General features: G+C 66.7%; 20 protein-coding genes. 12 read left to right on the forward strand and 8 right to left on the reverse strand.

The features are described 5' to 3' along the window. Positions 1-1,293, reverse strand: a 1,293-nt coding sequence (locus AC5Y3Z_RS24020; RefSeq protein WP_473138848.1) for an acyl-CoA dehydrogenase family protein, incomplete at its 3' end; no start/stop codon positions are given. A gap of 86 nt (positions 1,294-1,379) precedes the next feature. On the opposite strand from AC5Y3Z_RS24020, the gene AC5Y3Z_RS24025 reads away from it, so the two are divergent. Beyond that, positions 1,380-1,985, forward strand: coding sequence for a GNAT family N-acetyltransferase (locus tag AC5Y3Z_RS24025; RefSeq protein WP_463827894.1), 606 nt, complete (start codon positions 1,380-1,382; stop codon positions 1,983-1,985). A 21-nt stretch (positions 1,986-2,006) separates the two neighbouring features. Continuing rightward, positions 2,007-2,336 carry a hypothetical protein gene (locus tag AC5Y3Z_RS24030; protein ID WP_473138849.1) on the forward strand — a complete coding sequence of 110 codons (330 nt, stop codon included), beginning with the start codon at positions 2,007-2,009 and terminating at the stop codon, positions 2,334-2,336. Between the two features lies 1 nt (position 2,337). Here the strand turns inward: AC5Y3Z_RS24030 and AC5Y3Z_RS24035 are convergent, their stop codons facing one another. Further along, positions 2,338-3,024 carry a TetR family transcriptional regulator gene (locus tag AC5Y3Z_RS24035; RefSeq protein ID WP_463827896.1) on the reverse strand — a complete coding sequence of 229 codons (687 nt, stop codon included), beginning with the start codon at positions 3,022-3,024 and terminating at the stop codon, positions 2,338-2,340. A 70-nt stretch (positions 3,025-3,094) separates the two neighbouring features. On the opposite strand from AC5Y3Z_RS24035, the gene AC5Y3Z_RS24040 reads away from it, so the two are divergent. Both AC5Y3Z_RS24040 and AC5Y3Z_RS24045 read left to right on the forward strand, forming a co-directional pair. Further along, entirely contained in the window at positions 3,095-4,195 is a 1,101-nt protein-coding gene (locus tag AC5Y3Z_RS24040; RefSeq protein ID WP_463827897.1) for a ferredoxin reductase, read from the forward strand. 35 nt (positions 4,196-4,230) lie between these two features. Beyond that, positions 4,231-5,343, forward strand: coding sequence for a fatty acid desaturase family protein (locus AC5Y3Z_RS24045; protein WP_463827898.1), 1,113 nt, complete (start codon positions 4,231-4,233; stop codon positions 5,341-5,343). 98 nt (positions 5,344-5,441) lie between these two features. Here the strand turns inward: AC5Y3Z_RS24045 and AC5Y3Z_RS24050 are convergent, their stop codons facing one another. Then, positions 5,442-6,554, reverse strand: a complete 1,113-nt coding sequence (locus tag AC5Y3Z_RS24050) for a DUF1214 domain-containing protein (RefSeq protein WP_500001871.1) — start codon at positions 6,552-6,554, stop codon at positions 5,442-5,444. Then, on the reverse strand, positions 6,551-7,126 hold the full coding sequence (locus tag AC5Y3Z_RS24055) for a TetR/AcrR family transcriptional regulator (protein WP_473138943.1): 576 nt from the start codon (positions 7,124-7,126) through the stop codon (positions 6,551-6,553). The genes AC5Y3Z_RS24050 and AC5Y3Z_RS24055 overlap by 4 nt, the downstream gene beginning before the upstream one ends. A gap of 91 nt (positions 7,127-7,217) precedes the next feature. On the opposite strand from AC5Y3Z_RS24055, the gene AC5Y3Z_RS24060 reads away from it, so the two are divergent. Further along, positions 7,218-8,375: a sulfotransferase family protein gene (locus AC5Y3Z_RS24060; RefSeq protein ID WP_463828022.1), complete on the forward strand. Its 1,158-nt coding sequence runs from the start codon at positions 7,218-7,220 to the stop codon at positions 8,373-8,375. A gap of 10 nt (positions 8,376-8,385) precedes the next feature. Beyond that, positions 8,386-9,270: an alpha/beta fold hydrolase gene (locus tag AC5Y3Z_RS24065; protein ID WP_463827900.1), complete on the forward strand. Its 885-nt coding sequence runs from the start codon at positions 8,386-8,388 to the stop codon at positions 9,268-9,270. On the opposite strand, the gene AC5Y3Z_RS24070 is transcribed toward AC5Y3Z_RS24065, so the two are convergent. Together AC5Y3Z_RS24070 and AC5Y3Z_RS24075 are read right to left on the reverse strand one after the other, a co-directional pair. Beyond that, entirely contained in the window at positions 9,260-10,303 is a 1,044-nt protein-coding gene (locus AC5Y3Z_RS24070) for a zinc-binding dehydrogenase (protein ID WP_473138851.1), read from the reverse strand. The genes AC5Y3Z_RS24065 and AC5Y3Z_RS24070 overlap by 11 nt on opposite strands. 11 nt (positions 10,304-10,314) lie before the next feature. Beyond that, entirely contained in the window at positions 10,315-10,920 is a 606-nt protein-coding gene (locus tag AC5Y3Z_RS24075) for a TetR/AcrR family transcriptional regulator (protein WP_473138944.1), read from the reverse strand. A gap of 128 nt (positions 10,921-11,048) precedes the next feature. On the opposite strand from AC5Y3Z_RS24075, the gene AC5Y3Z_RS24080 reads away from it, so the two are divergent. Beyond that, positions 11,049-12,356, forward strand: coding sequence for a cytochrome P450 (locus AC5Y3Z_RS24080; protein WP_473138945.1), 1,308 nt, complete (start codon positions 11,049-11,051; stop codon positions 12,354-12,356). Here the strand turns inward: AC5Y3Z_RS24080 and msrA are convergent, their stop codons facing one another. Further along, positions 12,357-12,872 carry a peptide-methionine (S)-S-oxide reductase MsrA gene (gene msrA / locus AC5Y3Z_RS24085; RefSeq protein ID WP_473138852.1) on the reverse strand — a complete coding sequence of 172 codons (516 nt, stop codon included), beginning with the start codon at positions 12,870-12,872 and terminating at the stop codon, positions 12,357-12,359. It abuts the gene before it with no gap. Positions 12,873-12,931: 59 nt separating this feature from the next. Here msrA and AC5Y3Z_RS24090 point away from each other — a divergent pair, with 59 nt between their 5' ends. The 3 genes from AC5Y3Z_RS24090 to AC5Y3Z_RS24100 are packed head-to-tail and all read left to right on the forward strand — an operon-like array spanning position 12,932 to position 14,868. Continuing rightward, a complete protein-coding gene (locus AC5Y3Z_RS24090) occupies positions 12,932-13,438 on the forward strand; it encodes a nuclear transport factor 2 family protein (protein WP_473138853.1) in 507 nt (168 codons plus the stop codon). After that, positions 13,435-14,457: an NAD-dependent epimerase/dehydratase family protein gene (locus AC5Y3Z_RS24095; RefSeq protein WP_473138854.1), complete on the forward strand. Its 1,023-nt coding sequence runs from the start codon at positions 13,435-13,437 to the stop codon at positions 14,455-14,457. Before AC5Y3Z_RS24090 ends, AC5Y3Z_RS24095 begins: the two co-directional genes overlap by 4 nt. A 36-nt stretch (positions 14,458-14,493) precedes the next feature. Next, entirely contained in the window at positions 14,494-14,868 is a 375-nt protein-coding gene (locus AC5Y3Z_RS24100; protein ID WP_463827905.1) for a DUF427 domain-containing protein, read from the forward strand. Between the two features lie 7 nt (positions 14,869-14,875). On the opposite strand, the gene AC5Y3Z_RS24105 is transcribed toward AC5Y3Z_RS24100, so the two are convergent. Continuing rightward, positions 14,876-15,220, reverse strand: coding sequence for a nuclear transport factor 2 family protein (locus AC5Y3Z_RS24105; protein ID WP_463828025.1), 345 nt, complete (start codon positions 15,218-15,220; stop codon positions 14,876-14,878). Positions 15,221-15,318: 98 nt separating this feature from the next. On the opposite strand from AC5Y3Z_RS24105, the gene AC5Y3Z_RS24110 reads away from it, so the two are divergent. Next, positions 15,319-16,230 carry a DNA-3-methyladenine glycosylase family protein gene (locus AC5Y3Z_RS24110; protein WP_473138855.1) on the forward strand — a complete coding sequence of 304 codons (912 nt, stop codon included), beginning with the start codon at positions 15,319-15,321 and terminating at the stop codon, positions 16,228-16,230. Between the two features lie 85 nt (positions 16,231-16,315). Continuing rightward, complete coding sequence (gene dps / locus AC5Y3Z_RS24115; protein ID WP_463827907.1) at positions 16,316-16,867, forward strand: DNA starvation/stationary phase protection protein Dps; 552 nt, start codon at positions 16,316-16,318, stop codon at positions 16,865-16,867. The last annotated feature ends 41 nt before the right edge of the window (positions 16,868-16,908 follow it).

The raw sequence follows: 16,908 nt of genomic DNA on the forward strand, positions 1-16,908 counted from the left end.
GAATTCGGCGACCGCGTGTTCCAGGCGGGCAGCCAGCCTGGCCTCCGCTTCGGCCTTACGGGTCGGGATGTGCTGCGACGGGAACGGCGTCGTCACCGGCTGGTATTCCTTGAGCGTGCGACGGGCCACCGTCATCTTGTGCAGCTCGGTGGCGCCGTCGGCGATGCCCAGCGATTCCGCCGCCACCAGCATCTTGACGAAGGGCATCTCGTCGGAGACGCCGAGTGCCCCGTGCAGATGCAGGGCGCGCTGCGCGACGTCGTGCAGTACCTGAGGCATCGCCACCTTGACCGCCGCGATGTCGCGCCGCACCTTCTGATAGTCGTGGTGCTTGTCGATCAGCCACGCGGTCCGCAGCACCAGCAACCGGAACTGCTCGATCTGGATCCAGCTGTCGGCGATCTTCTCCTGGGTCATCTGGAAGTCCGACAATCTGCCATGCCTGGTCCTGCGTGACACCGCCCGCTCGCACATCATGTCGAAAGCCTTGCGGGACAACGCGATTGTGCGCATCGCATGGTGGATGCGGCCACCACCCAGCCGGGTCTGCGCAATCATGAACGCCTGACCTTCACCGCCGAGCACGTGATCGGCCGGTACCCGGACGTCGTTGTATCGCACGTAACCGTGGCTGGCTCGCTTGGACGACTCGGCGCCCACGCCGACATTGCGGATGATCTCGATGCCCGGCGTCTCGGCCGGCACGATGAACAACGACATCTTCTCGTAGGTGCGGTCCTCGGGGTTGGTGACCGCCATGACGATGAAGAACGACGCGTGCCTGGCGTTGCTGGAAAACCACTTCTCGCCGTTGATGATCCAATCGTCCCCGTCCCGGGTGGCAGCGGTGACGAACAGGCCGGGGTCCGAACCGCCCTGCGGTTCGGTCATCGAATAGCAGGAGGTGATCTCGCCGTCCAGCAACGGCTGCAGGTAGCGCGCTTTCTGATCGTCGGTGCCAAACAGCGCCAGGATTTCGGCATTCCCCGAATCCGGTGCCTGACAACCGAACACCGACGGCGCCCAGCGCGAACGTCCCAGGATCTCGTTCAGCAGCGCGAGTTTGACCTGGCCGAAGCCCTGGCCGCCCAGCTCGGGGCGCAGGTGTGCAGCCCACAGCCCCTGGTCCTTGACCCGCTGCTGCAGCGGCCGCAGGATCGCCATCATCTCGTCGTTGTTCTTGTCATACGGATCGAGTGCGACCAGGTCGAGCGGCTCGAGTTCGGTCACCATGAATTCTTCGACCCAGTCCAGTTTCGCCTGGTATTCCGGGTCGGTTTCGAAGTCCCACACCGTTGGCCACCGTTCCCCGGCGCTGCGGTGCACCGGCCTTGTCGTTGGAGCCACCCCATCGTAAGGGCCTTGCTAGCGTCGACAGGGTGACTCCCCAGGTGCGCCCAGCGCGCAGAGCCGATGTTCGCGAACTGGGACGGACGTTGGGCCGCGCGTTCTTCGACGATCCCATCTCGGTGTGGCTGCTGCCCGACGACGACGCGCGCCGCCGCCACCTGCACCGGATGTTCGCCACCATGACCCGGCACCACCATTTGGCGCATGGTGGCGTGGAGGTGGCCACCGACGGGCCGGGCATCGGCGCGGCGGCCCTGTGGGACCCGCCGGACAAGTGGCGCGAATCGCGCCGGGCGGAGCTGGCGCAGATCCCGACCTTCCTGCGGGTGTTCGGCTTCAACACCGGACCGGGCCGTCGGCTCCAGGAGCTGATGAAGCGGGTGCACCCCGAGGAGCCGCACTGGTATCTGGCGGTCATCGGCAGCGACCCCAGCGTCCGGGGGCAGGGGTTCGGCCAGGCCCTGATGCGGTCGCGGCTGGAGCGCTGCGACGCCGAATACTGCCCGGCCTATCTGGAGTCGTCCAAACCCGAAAATGTGCCGTACTACGAACGTTTCGGCTTCACCGTCACCGGTGAGATCAAGGTTCCCGACGGGGGACCGAGCCTGTGGCCGATGTGGCGCGACCCGCGCTGAGCGGGTTTAGCCGCGGTGGTCATGGGCAACCAACTGCGCATGCAAGGCGGCCCCGACGACACCCTGAGCCCACAGGAGTCGACTGACTCCGACGAACTGCGCAACGACGACGGCGACACCGTTGTCGACCCGCCCGATCAGTGGAGTGAGGCCGACAAGTTCGGCATGACCCCGCGGGAGGAGCGGGAAGGGGAATCGCTGGACCAGAAACTGGCCGCCGAGGAACCGGATCTGATCCGGCCCGGGTCGGCCGGCACCGACGAAGGCGGGCTGTCCGGTGGCGTGCACCGGGGTCAGGTGGACGGCACTCCCGAAGACGGTGATTCGCTCTACACCGTCGTGGAGGAATGACTCAGGGGCTGGATTTCCACCCGGCCACCCCGATGGCGACCATGCGCAGTTGCTTGACCGCGATCCGGTGAATCTCTTCCAACGCTTCGTTGCTCTGAGCGTCCTCGATCGCTTCGGCGGTGACGATCATCGCGTTGACGAACAGGCTGGCCAGCACGTTGAGATCCTCGGTGCTCCACTCGTTCAGCCGCGGAAAACGCGCCAGGTCGGTGGCCAACTCCGAGGTGATCAACCGGATCTCGGTGCGAATCGCGTAGCGCAGCACCGACAATCCGGTGGAACGCTCCCGGGAGATGAACCGCCAGTGCTCGCGCTTCTCGGCGACGCTGGCGATCAGGATCTCGACCGATGACTCGATGACCCGGTTGGGGTCCAGCTTCCCGGCCCGCGCGCCCCGCAGCGTGTCGCGCAGGCTGCGGAATGACTCGTCGATGAGCACCAGTCCGAGCGCCTCCATCGACTCGAAATGGCGGTAGAACGCGGCCGGCACAATACCCGCTTCCCGGGTGACCTCGCGCAGGCTCAGGGCGCTGAAGCTGCGGTCGTTGAGCAGTTTGAGTGCCGCGGCGACGATGGCGCGCCGGGTCGCCTCCTTGCGTTCCTCGCGTGACGGGCTGTCCCGCACCCGGTCGCGGACCCTATCCGGGCTGGTGCGCCGGGAGTGTGAGCTAGGAGTACGACCGTTCACTATGTGAACCGTACCACAAGGCCGGTGAAAACCCTTGACCACCTGCATCAACGGATGTCACGGTGTACATATGTTCACTCAAACTTTCACTCGGACGATCGCCAAGCGGGTCCTGAGATCCGACCTGGTCGACCTGCTCACCGGTCCGCACGGCGTCGACCGGTACACCGAGCTCGTCACGCCGACCTGGACGTCGGGCGAAGCCCGCGCCAAGGTGGTCGATGTGCGGCGGTCCACGCCGCGCAGCGTCACCCTGACGCTGGCCCCGAATCCCGCCTTCACCGAGCGCCACACCGTCAAGGCCGGACAGTTCGTCAACGTCACGGTCGAGATCGACGGCCGCATGCACTCCCGGTGCTACTCGCCGGCCAACGTCGAGGGCAGCACCCAACTCGAGTTCACGGTCGGCGTCCACGATGGCGGTCTGGTCTCGACTTTCCTCTATGAGCAGGCCCGTCCCGGCCTGGTAGTCGGCTTGGACGGGGTCGGTGGTGACTTCGTATTGCCTGAGCAGCGACCGAACCGGATCCTGTTCGTCTCCGGCGGTAGCGGCATCACGCCCGTGCTGGCCATGCTGCGCACCCTGGTCGCCGAAGGCCACCCGAACCACCGGGGCACCGAACTCGCCTTCGTGCATTACGCCCGCACCGCCGAGGAAGCCTGCTACCGCGACGAGCTGGCCACGATGCCCGGTGTGCGGGTGTTGCACGGTTACACCCGATCCGGCGCCGGCGACCTGGACGGCCGGTTCGGCGCCGAGCACCTGGCGGCAGCGATGACAGCACCCGACGCGGTGTTCGTCTGCGGGCCAACCGCTTTGGTCGATGCCGTGCGGGAGCACTGTGCAGCGGCCAACTGTGAAAACGTGTTCACCGAAAGCTTCGTGCCGCCGGTGATCGCGGCACCGGCCGCCCCGACGGGTGGTCGAGTGGTCTTTGCGGAGAGCAACGTCGACGTCGCCGACGACGGCCGCTCGATTCTGGAGCAGGCCGAAGCGGCCGGTCTGACACCGCAGAACGGCTGCCGGATGGGCATCTGCCACACCTGCACCCGCCGCAAGACCTCCGGGACCGTACGAAACCTGGTCACCGGCGCTGTTTCCACCGCGCCCGACGAGAAGGTGCAAATTTGCGTCACCGCCCCCGTCGGCGACGTCGAGATCTCCCTCTGACCGCCCTGCCACCACGGAATACAGAAGGAAAAGCCATGTCACAGAACAAGATCAGCCTCACCAAGGAACAGGCCGACGCCTTCGGCCGCGAGCTCGACACCATCAAGGAACGCGTGATGGCCGACCTCGGCGAAGAAGACGCCGAATACATTCGCAAGGTCATCAAGCTGCAGCGCAGCCTCGAAGTCGGCGGGCGGGCGCTGCTGTTCCTGCCGCCGTTCTGGCTGTTCGGCACCGGCATGCTGGGCATCGCCAAAATCATGGACAACATGGAGATCGGCCACAACATCATGCACGGTCAGTACGACTGGATGCGTGACCCGACGATCTCCGGCCGCGACTTCGAGTGGGACACCGCCTGCCCGGCCGACCAGTGGCGACACTCGCACAACTACATGCACCACACCCACACCAACATCGTGGGAATGGACCGCGACATCGGCTACGGCATCATCCGGATGAGCGAAGACCAGCCGTGGGAGCCCTACTTCCTGGGCAACCCTGCTTACGCGTTCCTGCTGATGGTGCTGTTCCAGTACGGCGTGGCGCTGCACGAGTTGGAGACCGAACGGATCCGCGCCGGTGAGATCAAGCTGCGCGACAAGCGCGAGACGCTCAAGGAGATCTGGAAGAAGACCCGCCGGCAGACGCTCAAGGACTACGTCGCCTTCCCCCTGCTGGCCGGCCCGTTCGCGCCGTTCGTCCTCTCCGGCAACCTGACCGCCAACCTGATGCGCAACGTGTGGTCGTACATGATCATCTTCTGCGGGCACTTTCCGGACGGCACGCAGGAATTCACCGTCGAGGAGACCCGGGACGAGAGCCGCGGCCAGTGGTACTTCCGGCAGGTGCTGGGTTCGGCGAACCTGACCGGCGGCAAGGTCTTCCACCTGCTGTCGGGCAACCTGTCCCACCAGATCGAGCACCACCTGTTCCCGGACATGCCGGCCCGCCGCTACGCCGAGATCGCCCCGGAGGTGCAGGAGATCTGCGAGCGCTACGGAATCCCGTACAACAAGGGTCCGCTGTTGCAGCAATTCGGCACGGTGGTCCGCAAGATCGTGCGGCTGACCTTCCCTGACTCGTGGAAGTTCGGGTCCCGCACCAAGGCTCCGGCGCCCGCTGAGCCAGAGCTGGTGGCTGCCTGATTCTTCACCAGCCTGTACTGGTGGCGCCGAGACTGCGGCCAGGGTGTGTCATCCGATATCGGGTCACCCTGGTCGCAGTCTCGAACTGGCACCGACGTCTAGTCGGTCTCGGTAGGTGCGTCCGAGAGCTTTACCAGCTCGACCTCGGGCCGCGCCGGTACCCCGTCGGCCAGGAACCAGCGAAAGGCCAGATTGCCACGCGGGTAACCCAGCGTCGTCAACGAATTCGGGTGTCCGGTCACCTCATTGGACAACACGACGGTCACCGACCCGTCACTGTTGGGCACGGCGCTGTGGCCGTTGACCGAACAGCGGATGTCGGGGCCCTCCGAGGCGCCATAGGTTGCCATGAACTGGTTCCACACCACCAGGTTCCAGAACCGGCACGACGGGGGCCGGTGCGTGATCACGAGTGCCTCGTCGTCGTCGAGCACGAAACTGCCGTAGGCGTAGCACGCGTCGCGTGCCGACCAGCCGAAGTTGGCATCAGGCACCTGATAGGGATCGGCGAATTGGTTTGCCGCATAACCTACTTCGTGTCCCAGCGCATGCTCGTCCGCGGCCCGGGCGCCCACCGCCAGCGGTACGATCGCGAACATGGTGCGCAGCCAGGTGGTCGCGGCCCGTAACCGCGCCGCGGTCTCGGCGTCCCCGTGCCGGATCGGTTCCGGCGTGTCCAGCGCCTCGATCTCCCAGGTGACCGGGCGACCGGTGGACGGGTCGGCCTGGTAGTCCCTGGTCATCAGTACAGCAGCGCCGGGCGTCGGCGGGAACTCGAAACTGAAGTTGCCGTCGGCGTCCACGTCGAGGTCGGTGTCGCGCACGATCGAGACCACCCGGTCCGACCAGGCGCCCGGCGAGGGTTCGTTGTAGGCGGTCAGCGAAAAGTACACGCTGTCGCCCTTGTTGCCGCTGATCCGGTAGCGCCGCTGCGGGTCCACCGGACAGCAGAAGTAGTAGGCATCGGTGTTGTCGCCACCCCAGCGGCGATCGCGGCGAAACGGCCTGTTGACCGCGAAGAACTGCGGGCGCCCGGGTTCGGTGAACAAATAGGTGTCCAGCGCGACTCCGAGCGTGGTGGCCAGCATGCGGTAGCCGTCGGCGATGTGGCGGTCGTCGGAGACGGCCTTGTCGCCTTCGAGGAAGCCGCGGTCCAGCTCGCCGAGGGTGGCCAACAGGTCTTTCCAGGCCGCGGTCGACTCGTGTGTCATGCGCCGATTCCTTCCAGGAGCAGTGTGGTGGTGCGTTCGACCCAGGCATCGTCGAGTGCGGTGATCCGGGTGAGCAGGGCGATCAGGGTCAGACCGGCGATCGCCTCGGCAAGTTCGGTGGCGGATACGTCGGGACGGACCTCGCCGCGGGCGACGGCACTGTGCAGGCGCCCGGCCAGTCCGCCGGCGAAGATTCCGGCGAACCGGTCCAGCAGTGCCGAATGCAGCGTCGGGTCGGCGGCCATCTCCGCGACCAGTCCGGGCAGCGCTGCCCGGGCCGCCGGTGTGGTGAGTACCGCGGTGGTGCGCCGCACCATCTCGCGCAGATCGTCGGAAAACGTTCCGGTGTCCGGGATTTCGGTCGCAGCACCGATCGGGAACACCGCCTCGTGCACCAGATGGGCCTTGCTGGCCCAGCGCCGATAGATGGCCGGCTTGCTGGTGCCGGCCCGTTCGGCGATCGCCGAGACCAACAGGCCGGGATAACCGGTTTCGGCGAGCAGTTCAACGGTCGCGTTGAGCACCGCCGCGTCGATGCGCGGATCACGGGGACGACCCAGATCTAGAACCATTACGAAACTCAAAGTAACATAATTCGGCGTGACCCGCCTCGACGATCTAGAGCAGCCCCGGTTCAGCGCCGAGGCCCAGCCGATCCTGGACATGATGGCCGCGATGGCCGCGAACTGTCCGCTGGATTCCGACGCACTGCACGCCCAGGCCAGCGCCGACACCGGCCTGGTCGATTTCGGCCCCGACGACTACCGCGAACGCCTCGACGTCTACCTCGCCGCGGTGCGCGACATCGACGGCCTGCACGACGCCGGAGTCGTCAACTTCTACGGCCAACTGCTGCAAATGCTCAAGAACCGGCTGCTGCTCACCGACCTGACGAGCCGTCATCCTGAGATCGACGACATCGAACTGCACTCGCCGGTGGTGATCGCGGGCCTGCCCCGGACCGGCACCACCCACCTGCACAACCTGCTGGCAGCGCCACCCACCTTCCGCACCATGCCGTACTGGGAGAGCAACGAGCCGTTTCCGTTGCCTTCCGAAAGCGGTATCGAGGAGCGCCGGGCGCGGATGGACGTTGCGGTCAGCGTGATCGACCTGGTCATGCCGCATTTCGCGCTGATGCACGAGATGACCACCGACCACGTCCACGAGGAGATCCAGCTCCTGGCCAACGATTTCTCGACCATGCTGTTCGAGACGCTCGGTCACGTGCCGCGCTGGCGCGACTACTACCAGACCCACGACCAGACGCCGCACTACCGCTACCTCGCCCGCCAGCTCAAGGCGATGCAATTCCTGCGCGGCGGGCGGCGCTGGCTGCTCAAGTCCCCACAGCACCTCGAGCAGGTGCCGGTGCTGGACCGGGTTTTCCCGGACAGCATCGTGGTGTTCACCCACCGCGACCCGGTGCCGGTGGCGTTGTCGATGATTGCGATGATCACCTACTCGGCGCGGATGCACCGCTCCCCGGTGCCGGTGCACCAGATCGCCGAATACTGGATCGAACGCCTTGATCGCATGCTCAGCGCCCTGGTCCGCGACCGCGACATCTTCGGGCACGACCGGTCCATCGACGTCCGATTCGACGACTTCATGGCCGACGAAGTGGGCATCGCCAAACGGATCTACGCGCTGGCCGACGAACCGTTCACCGACGAGGTGCGCGCCGCCGTCGCCGGCTACCTGTCTGGTCACCAGCGGGGGCGCCTGGGCAGTGTCGAGACGTCATTCGAGATGTTCGGATTGGACGAAGCAGACCTGCGCGAACGCTTCGCGCCCTACGTGGAGCGGTTCCTGCAGTAGGTTCTGTCAGATGGTCACCATGCCCGAACTCGAAGGCGTTGAACACCGGTTCGTCGACCTGGGCGACGGAGTCACCATCCATGTGGCGGATGCCGGCCCGGCTGACGGTCCGGTGGTGATGCTGGTGCACGGATTTCCGCAGAACTGGTGGGAATGGCACGCGCTGATCGGGCCGTTGGCCGCCGACGGTTACCGCGTGCTCTGCCCCGATCTACGCGGGTCGGGCTGGAGTTCGGCGCCGCCGACCCGATACCTCAAAAGCGAGCTGGCCGACGACCTGGCCGGCCTGCTGGACGCGCTGGCTGTCGAGCAGGTCACGCTGGTCGCGCACGACTGGGGCGGGCCGGCCGCGTTCATCATGATGCTGCGTCATCCGGAGAAGGTGACCGGCTTCTTCGGCTGCAATACGGCAGCGCCCTTCGTCAAGCGCGACCTCGCTGCGCTGGGCAAGCTCTGGCGGTTCTGGTATCAGATTCCGATCTCGCTGCCGGTGATCGGCCCGCGATTGATCAGCGACCCCAAGGCCCGCTACGCCCGCATGCTGGCGTCCTGGGTGGGCGGCGGTTTCAGGCTGCCCGAGGAGGACATGCGCCTCTACCTCGAGTGCATGACCGAGCCGGGTCACGCGGAGGCCGGGTCGCGCTGGTACCGCTCGTTTCAGCGCACCGAAATGCTGCGCTGGTCGCGCGGCGAATACAAAGACGCCCGGGTGGACGTTCCGGTCCGCTGGCTCACCGGCACGGAGGATCCGGTGATCACCCCCGACGGCACCAACGGATACGAAGACCACATCAGCGATTTCGCCGTGGAGCTGGTGCCTGGCGTCGGACACTGGATCGTGGACCAGCGCCCGGATCTGGTGCTGGACCGGCTGCGCGCATTCCTCAGGGCTTGACCAGGATCCGGATCGGGTTGCCGTCCTGGCGTTCCAGCTTCGCAATGCCCAGGGCGATGTCCTCGAGCGCCACGATTTCGCTGACCGAACGTGAAAGATCAAGGCGCCCATAGGAAACCAGCTTCGCCAAGGTTTCGATATCGACGTTCTGGTAGCCGAGGTGGCCGAGTACCTGCTTGCGGGTGAGCCCGAACATCGCGGTGGGGCCCACCGTCGGTGACTCGGCGCTCATCCCGACACCGACCAGCCGGCCGCCGGCGGTCAGCGCGTCCAGGCCCTGCTCGAAGGTCGCCTTGAGCCCGACGGCGTCGAATGCGACGTCCAACATGCGGCCGCTGGTGACCTCGGCGATCTTGTCCCGCAGGGCCTCGTCGCGGGTGTCGAACGCAAAGTCTGCGCCGATTTGCAACGCGCGTTCCAATACCGCGGGGTTGATGTCGAGCGCGATCACCGGCACCGCGCCCACCAACCGGGCGAGCTGGACGATGTGGGTGCCCACGCCGCCCACGCCCCACACTCCCACCGATTCGCCGACGGCCACCTTGCCGGTGCGCACGACCGCACCGAACGGTGTCGACACCGCGTCGGCCAGAATCGCCGCCTGCTCCAGCGGCACGTTGTCCGGAACCCGGGTCAGGCCGGCCGCCTGCGCCACCGTGTATTCGGCCCAGGCGCCGTCATAAGCGAAGGCCATCAACTGAATTCGCAGGCAGTTCACCAGGTCTCCGCGCCGGCAGTTCGGGCATCGCAGGCACGGCCGGCCGGCGGCGACCACCACCCGGTCGCCCTCGGCCCAGCCGGTCACCCCCGGACCGAGTTCGGCGATGGTGCCCGACGCTTCGTGGCCCTGGGTGACCACCGGCGCTTGGGCCGGGAAGGTTCCGTTGATCAGGCTCAGGTCCGAGTGGCAGATGCCGCAGAAGGCCACCTTCACCAGCACTTCGCCGGGTCCGGGCTGGGGCACTGGAACATCTTCCAACGCAACGGTTTTGGTGTCGGCATAGAAGCGCTCGGCGCGCATGGTGGCGGGCATACTTACCGAACCTAGTGCCGGGGTCCGAGCAAAGCGACAGACGCGTCGATCGCCGGCGCCATGATGTCCCGGACCGGCCGGCCGTCCTCGACGGCCAGCGCGACCAACTCCCGCAGGCCACCGACCAGGATCACCGCCAGCGGCCAGGTCAACGGAGGCAGCTCCGCCCGCCGGAAACCGGGGCTGCTGCTGAGGCTGATCAACAAGTTCGTCAACAGCTCCAAGCCCTGCCGCTGCACGGGCCGGGCCTCGTCACCGAGGTACGGCAGTTCCCGGATCCAGCTGAGCGTCAATGCGGGACGAGCCTCGATGTGGCCGACGTAGCCTTCGACGGCCTGGCGAATCTGCTGATGCCAGTCGGCCTCCGGATCGACCGCGACGCGGATGTCCTCGGCCATCACCCCGAATTGCACCTGCAGCAATTCCAGGAAGCACTGCTCCTTGCTGGGGAACTGGTCGTAGAAGGTGCGCTTGGAGGTGCGCGCCGCACTGACGATGTGCGCGACGGTGGTGGCGCGGTAGCCACGCGCTGCGATGGAGTCGGCAAGTCCGTCCAACAGCCGGAGCCGGAACGGGTCGGGCCCGGCCAGTGCCGTGTCGCCGGCCGTAACCGTCACGTCCGACCCGCCCTTCGCGCTTGTCATGGTTGGTACCACAGAGTACCGTACCGGGATAGACGCGTGGTACGCCGCAGTACCGCGTAGGGAGGGATGACTCGATGAGCGCCGACGCGATCAGCGACGTGATGGTGACGACCCCCGCACCGCGGCTGCCACCGGCAGTCCGGGCGCCCAAATTCGTGCAGGGGCTGGGTTTTGCCGTCCGCCGCCGGCAGTTCATGGACAGCATGGTCCGCCGGCACGGCAGCGTGTTCACCGTCCGCATCCCGGTATTCGGCCACGTGGTGGTGGTGTGTGAGCCGCAACTGGCCAAACAGATCTTCACCACCAGCCCCGAGGAACTGGGCAACATCCAGCCGAACCTGAGCCGGCTGTTCGGTTCCGGCTCGGTGTTCGCCCTCGACCGTGACGACCACCGCCGCCGGCGCCGCCTGCTGGCGCCGCCGTTCCATGGCAAGGCCATGAAGAAATACGAAACGATCATCGAAGAAGAGGCCTTGCGCGAGACGGCGAACTGGCCGCAGGGTCGGCACTTCGCGACGTTGCCGTCGATGAACCACATCACCCTCAACGCCATCCTGCGCGCGATCTTCGGCGCCGACGGTGCCGAACTCGACGAGCTGCGCCGCATCATCCCGCCGTGGGTCACCCTCGGCTCGCGGATGGCGCTGATGCCACAGACCAAGCGCGACTACGGTCGCTACAGCCCGTGGGGCCGGCTGGCCAACTACCGGCGGCAGTACGACATCGTGATCGACACACTCATCGAGGGCGAGCGGACCGACCCGAACTTCGAGAACCGCACCGACGTGCTGGCGCTGATGCTGCGCAGCACCTACGACGACGGATCGGTGATGTCGCGCAAGGACATTGCCGACGAGCTGCTCACCTTGCTGGCCGCTGGCCATGAGACCACGGCGTCGACGCTGGCCTGGACGTTCGAGCGGGTGACCCGGCACCCCGAGGTGCTGGCCGCGCTGGTCGAGGAAGCCGACGCCGGTGGCAGCGAGTTGCGTCAGGCGACGATCCTGGAAGTCCAGCGGGTGGGCAACGTGATCGACTTCGCCGCGCGTCAGGTGCACGCGCCCATGTATCGACTGGGTCAGTGGGAGATACCCCGCGGCTACTCGATCCTGACCAGCATTTCGCAGATCCACACCAATCCCGAGGTGTTTCCTGACCCGGACCGCTTCGACCCGTACCGCTTCGTGGGGAACAAGCCGAACCCGGCGGCGTGGATACCGTTCGGCGGCGGCACCCGGCGCTGCGTCGGGGCGGCCTTCGCCAATATGGAGATGGACGTGGTGTTGCGAACGGTGTTGCGCGAGTTAAGCTTTGCGACCACCGATGCGCCGGGGGAACGCTCGCACAACCGCGGCGTCGCGTTCGTCCCGAAGGACGGCGGCCGCGTCGTGGTGCACCGGCGCCGATAGCTACTGATTTGCCTCAGCGCGGCGCGGCAGCTTCCAACCGGGCCGCACGAAGTGACAGGTGTAACCGTTGGGATAGCGCAGCAGGTAATCCTGGTGCTCGGGTTCGGCCTCCCAGAAATCGCCGACCGGGCTGACCTCGGTCACCACCTTGCCCGGCCACAGACCGGAGGCGTCGACGTCGGCGATGGTGTCCAGGGCGATCCGCTTCTGCTCCTCGTCGACGTAGTAGATCGCCGAGCGGTAACTCAGCCCGCGGTCGTTGCCCTGCCGGTTCTTCGTCGTCGGGTCGTGGATCTGGAAGAAGAACTCCAGCAGCGTGCGGTAGTCGGTGACCGACGGGTCGTAGACGATCTCGACCGCCTCGGCGTGCGTGCCGTGGTTGCGGTAGGTCGCGTGGGGGACGTCGCCACCGCTGTAGCCGACCCGGGTGGAGATCACGCCGGGCTGCTTGCGGATCAGATCCTGCACTCCCCAGAAGCAGCCACCGGCAAGAACGGCTCGTCGGGTGCTCGTCATCTCAGTCCTCCCTCGCAAGAATCCCCAGGCTACACTCCGCCCGTGAGGTGTAACGGCTCGTGAGCAGCCCAGAATTCCCCCGCAGCGAACTCGTCGAGGCCTTCGCGACGTTCGAGCAGACGGTCGCTCGCGCCGCCGAAACCCACGACTGGGACGCCTGGGTGCAGCACTACACCACCGACGTGCTGTACATCGAACACGCAGCGGGAACGATGCACGGCCGCGACGAAGTCCGCACCTGGATCCAGCGGACGATGACCACCTTCCCGGGCAGCCACATGGTGGAATTCCCGTCGCTGTGGTCGGTGATCGACGAGCCCACCGGTCGCGTCATCATGGAACTCGACAATCCGATGCGCGACCCCGGCGACGGCAGCGTGATCACCGCGACGAACATCTCGATCATCACCTACGCCGGCGACGGGCTGTGGCGCCGGCAGGAAGACATCTACAACCCGCTGCGCTTTGTGCAGGCCGCGCTGAAGTGGTGCCGCAAGGCGCAGGAGTGCGGCACGCTGGACGACGAGGCCGCGCGCTTCCTGAAGCAGTACGGTGCGGCCAAATGAGCTCGGGGAGTGGCAAACCCAAGTTGGTGATCGGCGCCAACGGGTTCCTCGGGTCGCACGTCACCCGCCTGCTGGTGCAGGACGGGCACCAGGTGCGCGCGATGGTGCGCGACGGCGCCAACACCCGTTCGATCGACGACCTCGAGCTCACCCGCTTTCACGGGGATGTCTTCGACACCGCCACCGTGCGCGAGGCGATGGACGGCTGCGACGACGTGTACTACTGCGTCGTCGACACCCGCGCCTGGCTGCGCGACCCCGCGCCGCTGTTCCGCACCAACGTCGAGGGCCTGCGCAACGTCCTCGACGTGGCCAAGGACGCCGACCTGCGCCGGTTCGTGTTCACCTCCACCTACGCGACGGTGGACCGCCGGCACGGCCACGTCGCCACCGAGGCCGACCGGATCGGCAACCGCCGAGTGAGTCCCTATGTCCGGTCCCGCGTGCAGGCCGAGGACCTGGTGTTGCGCTACGTCGCCGAGCACGGGCTGCCCGCCGTCGCCATGTGCGTCTCGACCACCTACGGCACCGGAGACTGGGGCCGCACCCCGCACGGCGCCTTCATCGCCGGCGCGGTCTTCGGCAAACTGCCGTTCCTGATGAACGATATTCAACTCGAGGTGGTCGGCGTCGACGATGCGGCACGCGCGATGATCCTGGCCGCCGAGCGCGGGCGCAACGGTGAGAAGTACCTGATCTCGGAGAAGATGATGCCGCTGACCGACGTGGTTCGCATTGCGGCCGACGAAGCCGGGGTGCGGCCACCGCAACGGTCGATCCCGGTGCCCGTGCTGTACGCGCTGGGCGCGCTGGGCAGCGCGCGGGCCAAGCTCACCGGAAAGGACGCCGAGCTGAGCCTGGAGTCGGTGCGGATGATGCGCGCCGAGGCCCACGTCGACCACGGCAAGGCGGTACGGGAGTTGGGCTGGCAACCCCGCCCGGTCGAGGAATCGATACGGGAGGCGGCCCGGTTCTGGGCGGCGATGCGCACCACCGGCAAGGCGGGCAAGCCCGGCTGACGGGAATGCCGGTCGCTACTCGGCGTTGCACAGGCTATGAGCCATCCAGAAATCAAAGAACCCAGCGCCGGGCACCCCATCACGATCGAGCCGACCGAGGGCCGGGTCCGGGTTCGGGTCCACGGTGAACTCGTCGCCGACAGCACCGCGGCGCTGAGCCTGCAGGAGGCCAGTTTGCCGCTGGTGCAATACATTCCGCTGGCCGACGTGGCGCGGGACCGGCTGACCCGCTCCGACACCACCAGCTACTGCCCGTTCAAGGGCGAGGCGGGCTACTACAGCGTGACCACCACCGCCGGCGAGACCGTCGAGGATGCGATCTGGTTCTACGAACAGCCCTACCCCGCGGTCGCCGCAATCGCCGGGCACGTGGCTTTCTATCCGAGCAAAGCCGAGATCAGTATTGAGTGATGGCGTGTCAGGGGAACACCTTCGCCAATGACTGGGTGTCGGTGTACTCGCGCACCGACACGATGAGCCCGTCGCGGGTGTCGAAGATACAGACGAAGGGACTCTCGTATTGAGTGCCGTCCGCGGTGGCGCCGTCGACCTGGCCTTCGACCACCACCGTCTCACCCTCGTTGACGCAGCGCAGCAGATCGATGTTGGTCTCGAACACTTTCCTGCGCCGCTCGAACGCTTTCCGCAGCTGCCGCTTGTCGTATTCCACCCGGGTGACGATGCTCCAGTAGGTGAAGTCATCGCTGAGCAGCGCGAAGCCCTCGTCGACGTCGCCGCCTTCGCACATGCTCTGCAGGAACATCCAGGCGAGCTCGGCCTGGGGGTCGTCGAAGGGCGTTGTCACCCCGTCATCCTGTCCCGGCGGGGAGTTCGCGGTCAATTGACCGCAGATTCATGGCCATGAGTGTTACGCGAACCGTCACCTTCCCCGGGGCCGCCCGCTTCGGGCATACGTTGGCACCGCTGCGGCGTGGCCGCGGCGATCCGTGCTGTCGTGTACCCGGGGACGGCGCTGTGTGGCGCACCAGTTTGCTGCCGAGCGGGCCCGTCACCGCCCGCATCAGCAGGGTGGCCCACGACAGTGCGCGTTGCGAAGCGTGGGGCGACGGAGCGGCGGAGTTCGCCGAGCGATTTGCGGCGCTGCTGGGTGCCGACGACGACGCCACCGACTTCGTGCCGCGGCATCCGACCGTGGCCGCCGCGCTGCGCAACGTCCCGGACCTGCGGCTGGGCCGCACCGGACAGGTGCTGGAAGCCTTGATCCCGGCCGTGATCGAACAGCGGGTTCCGGGCGCGGACGCCTTCCGGTCCTGGCGCGTGCTGGTGACCAAGTTCGGCACCCCGGCGCCCGGCCCGGCGCCGGACGGCATGCGGGTGCCGCCGTCGGCGGACGCGTGGCGACACATCCCATCCTGGGAGTTTCACCTGGCCAATGTCGATCCCGGGCGGGCGCAGACGGTGGTGGGTTGTGCTCGACGGGCGTCTTCGTTGGAACGTCTGGTCGAGCTGCCGTCGGACCAGGCGCGGGCCGCGCTGATGACGCTGCCCGGCGTCGGGATATGGACCGCCGCCGAGACCGCGCAGCGTGCCTTCGGTGATGCCGATGCGTTGTCGGTGGGCGACTACCACGTGTCGAAGATGATCGGCTGGACGTTGCTGGGCCACCCGATCGACGACGCCGAGATGGTCGAGCTGCTCGAGCCGATGCGCCCGCACCGGCATCGGGTGGTCCAGTTGCTGTACGCCAGTGGATTGGCGTACGAACCGCGCCGCGGCCCGCGCCTGCCGGTGCAGCAAATCCGTTTGCTGTAACGGCATTCGGGTTAGGGAATCGTCCATCGGGTACCCGGCTGCAAGGACACCAAAGGACCACAAAGCGACTTTCGAGGGGACATCGATGACGCAGTTCACCATTCCAGGCCTCACCGACAAGCAGGGTGCGCGGCTCGCCGAGTTGCTGCAGCGCCAGCTGAGCACTTACAACGACCTGCACCTGACGCTGAAGCACATTCACTGGAATGTGGTGGGTCCCAATTTCATCGGCGTGCACGAGATGATCGATCCGCAGGTTGATGCGGTGCGGGGGTTTGCAGACGACGTAGCCGAGCGCATTGCGGCCCTGGGCGCGTCCCCCAAGGGCACCCCGACCGCGATCATCGAGGATCGGGATTGGGACGACTACTCGGTGGGCCGCGACACCGTCCAGGCGCATCTGGCCGCCCTGGACCTCGTCTACAACGGCGTGATCGAGGACATCCGTAAAGCCATCGACGAAACCGATGACCTGGACCCCGTCACCCAGGATCTGCTGATCGGGCAGGCCGGTCAGCTGGAGAAGTTCCAGTGGTTCGTGCGGGCCCACCTGGAGAGTTCGGGTGGCGAATTGGCGCACGGTGGGGCGACCAGCGAAAAGGGCGCCGCCAACGCGGCGCGCAAGAAGAGCAAGTAGCGCTGCGCCTCGCAGCCGGGGTTGCACCTCCTCCGGCGTGC

It is taken from the genome of Mycobacterium sp. NGS61 (assembly GCF_059812325.1).

Bases quoted from the DNA above. Each gene is read 5' to 3' on its own strand.
- AC5Y3Z_RS24030 (WP_473138849.1), top strand. From the start codon at position 2,007: ATGGGCAACCAACTGCGCATGCAAGGCGGCCCCGACGACACCCTGAGC.
- AC5Y3Z_RS24040 (WP_463827897.1), top strand. From the start codon at position 3,095: ATGTTCACTCAAACTTTCACTCGGACGATCGCCAAGCGGGTCCTGAGA.
- AC5Y3Z_RS24045 (WP_463827898.1), top strand. From the start codon at position 4,231: ATGTCACAGAACAAGATCAGCCTCACCAAGGAACAGGCCGACGCCTTC.
- AC5Y3Z_RS24050 (WP_500001871.1), bottom strand. From the start codon at position 6,554: ATGACACACGAGTCGACCGCGGCCTGGAAAGACCTGTTGGCCACCCTC.
- AC5Y3Z_RS24055 (WP_473138943.1), bottom strand. From the start codon at position 7,126: ATGGTTCTAGATCTGGGTCGTCCCCGTGATCCGCGCATCGACGCGGCG.
- AC5Y3Z_RS24060 (WP_463828022.1), top strand. From the start codon at position 7,218: ATGATGGCCGCGATGGCCGCGAACTGTCCGCTGGATTCCGACGCACTG.
- AC5Y3Z_RS24065 (WP_463827900.1), top strand. From the start codon at position 8,386: ATGGTCACCATGCCCGAACTCGAAGGCGTTGAACACCGGTTCGTCGAC.
- AC5Y3Z_RS24070 (WP_473138851.1), bottom strand. From the start codon at position 10,303: ATGCCCGCCACCATGCGCGCCGAGCGCTTCTATGCCGACACCAAAACC.
- AC5Y3Z_RS24080 (WP_473138945.1), top strand. From the start codon at position 11,049: ATGGTGACGACCCCCGCACCGCGGCTGCCACCGGCAGTCCGGGCGCCC.
- msrA (WP_473138852.1), bottom strand. From the start codon at position 12,872: ATGACGAGCACCCGACGAGCCGTTCTTGCCGGTGGCTGCTTCTGGGGA.
- AC5Y3Z_RS24095 (WP_473138854.1), top strand. From the start codon at position 13,435: ATGAGCTCGGGGAGTGGCAAACCCAAGTTGGTGATCGGCGCCAACGGG.
- AC5Y3Z_RS24100 (WP_463827905.1), top strand. From the start codon at position 14,494: ATGAGCCATCCAGAAATCAAAGAACCCAGCGCCGGGCACCCCATCACG.
- AC5Y3Z_RS24105 (WP_463828025.1), bottom strand. From the start codon at position 15,220: ATGTTCCTGCAGAGCATGTGCGAAGGCGGCGACGTCGACGAGGGCTTC.
- AC5Y3Z_RS24110 (WP_473138855.1), top strand. From the start codon at position 15,319: ATGAGTGTTACGCGAACCGTCACCTTCCCCGGGGCCGCCCGCTTCGGG.
- dps (WP_463827907.1), top strand. From the start codon at position 16,316: ATGACGCAGTTCACCATTCCAGGCCTCACCGACAAGCAGGGTGCGCGG.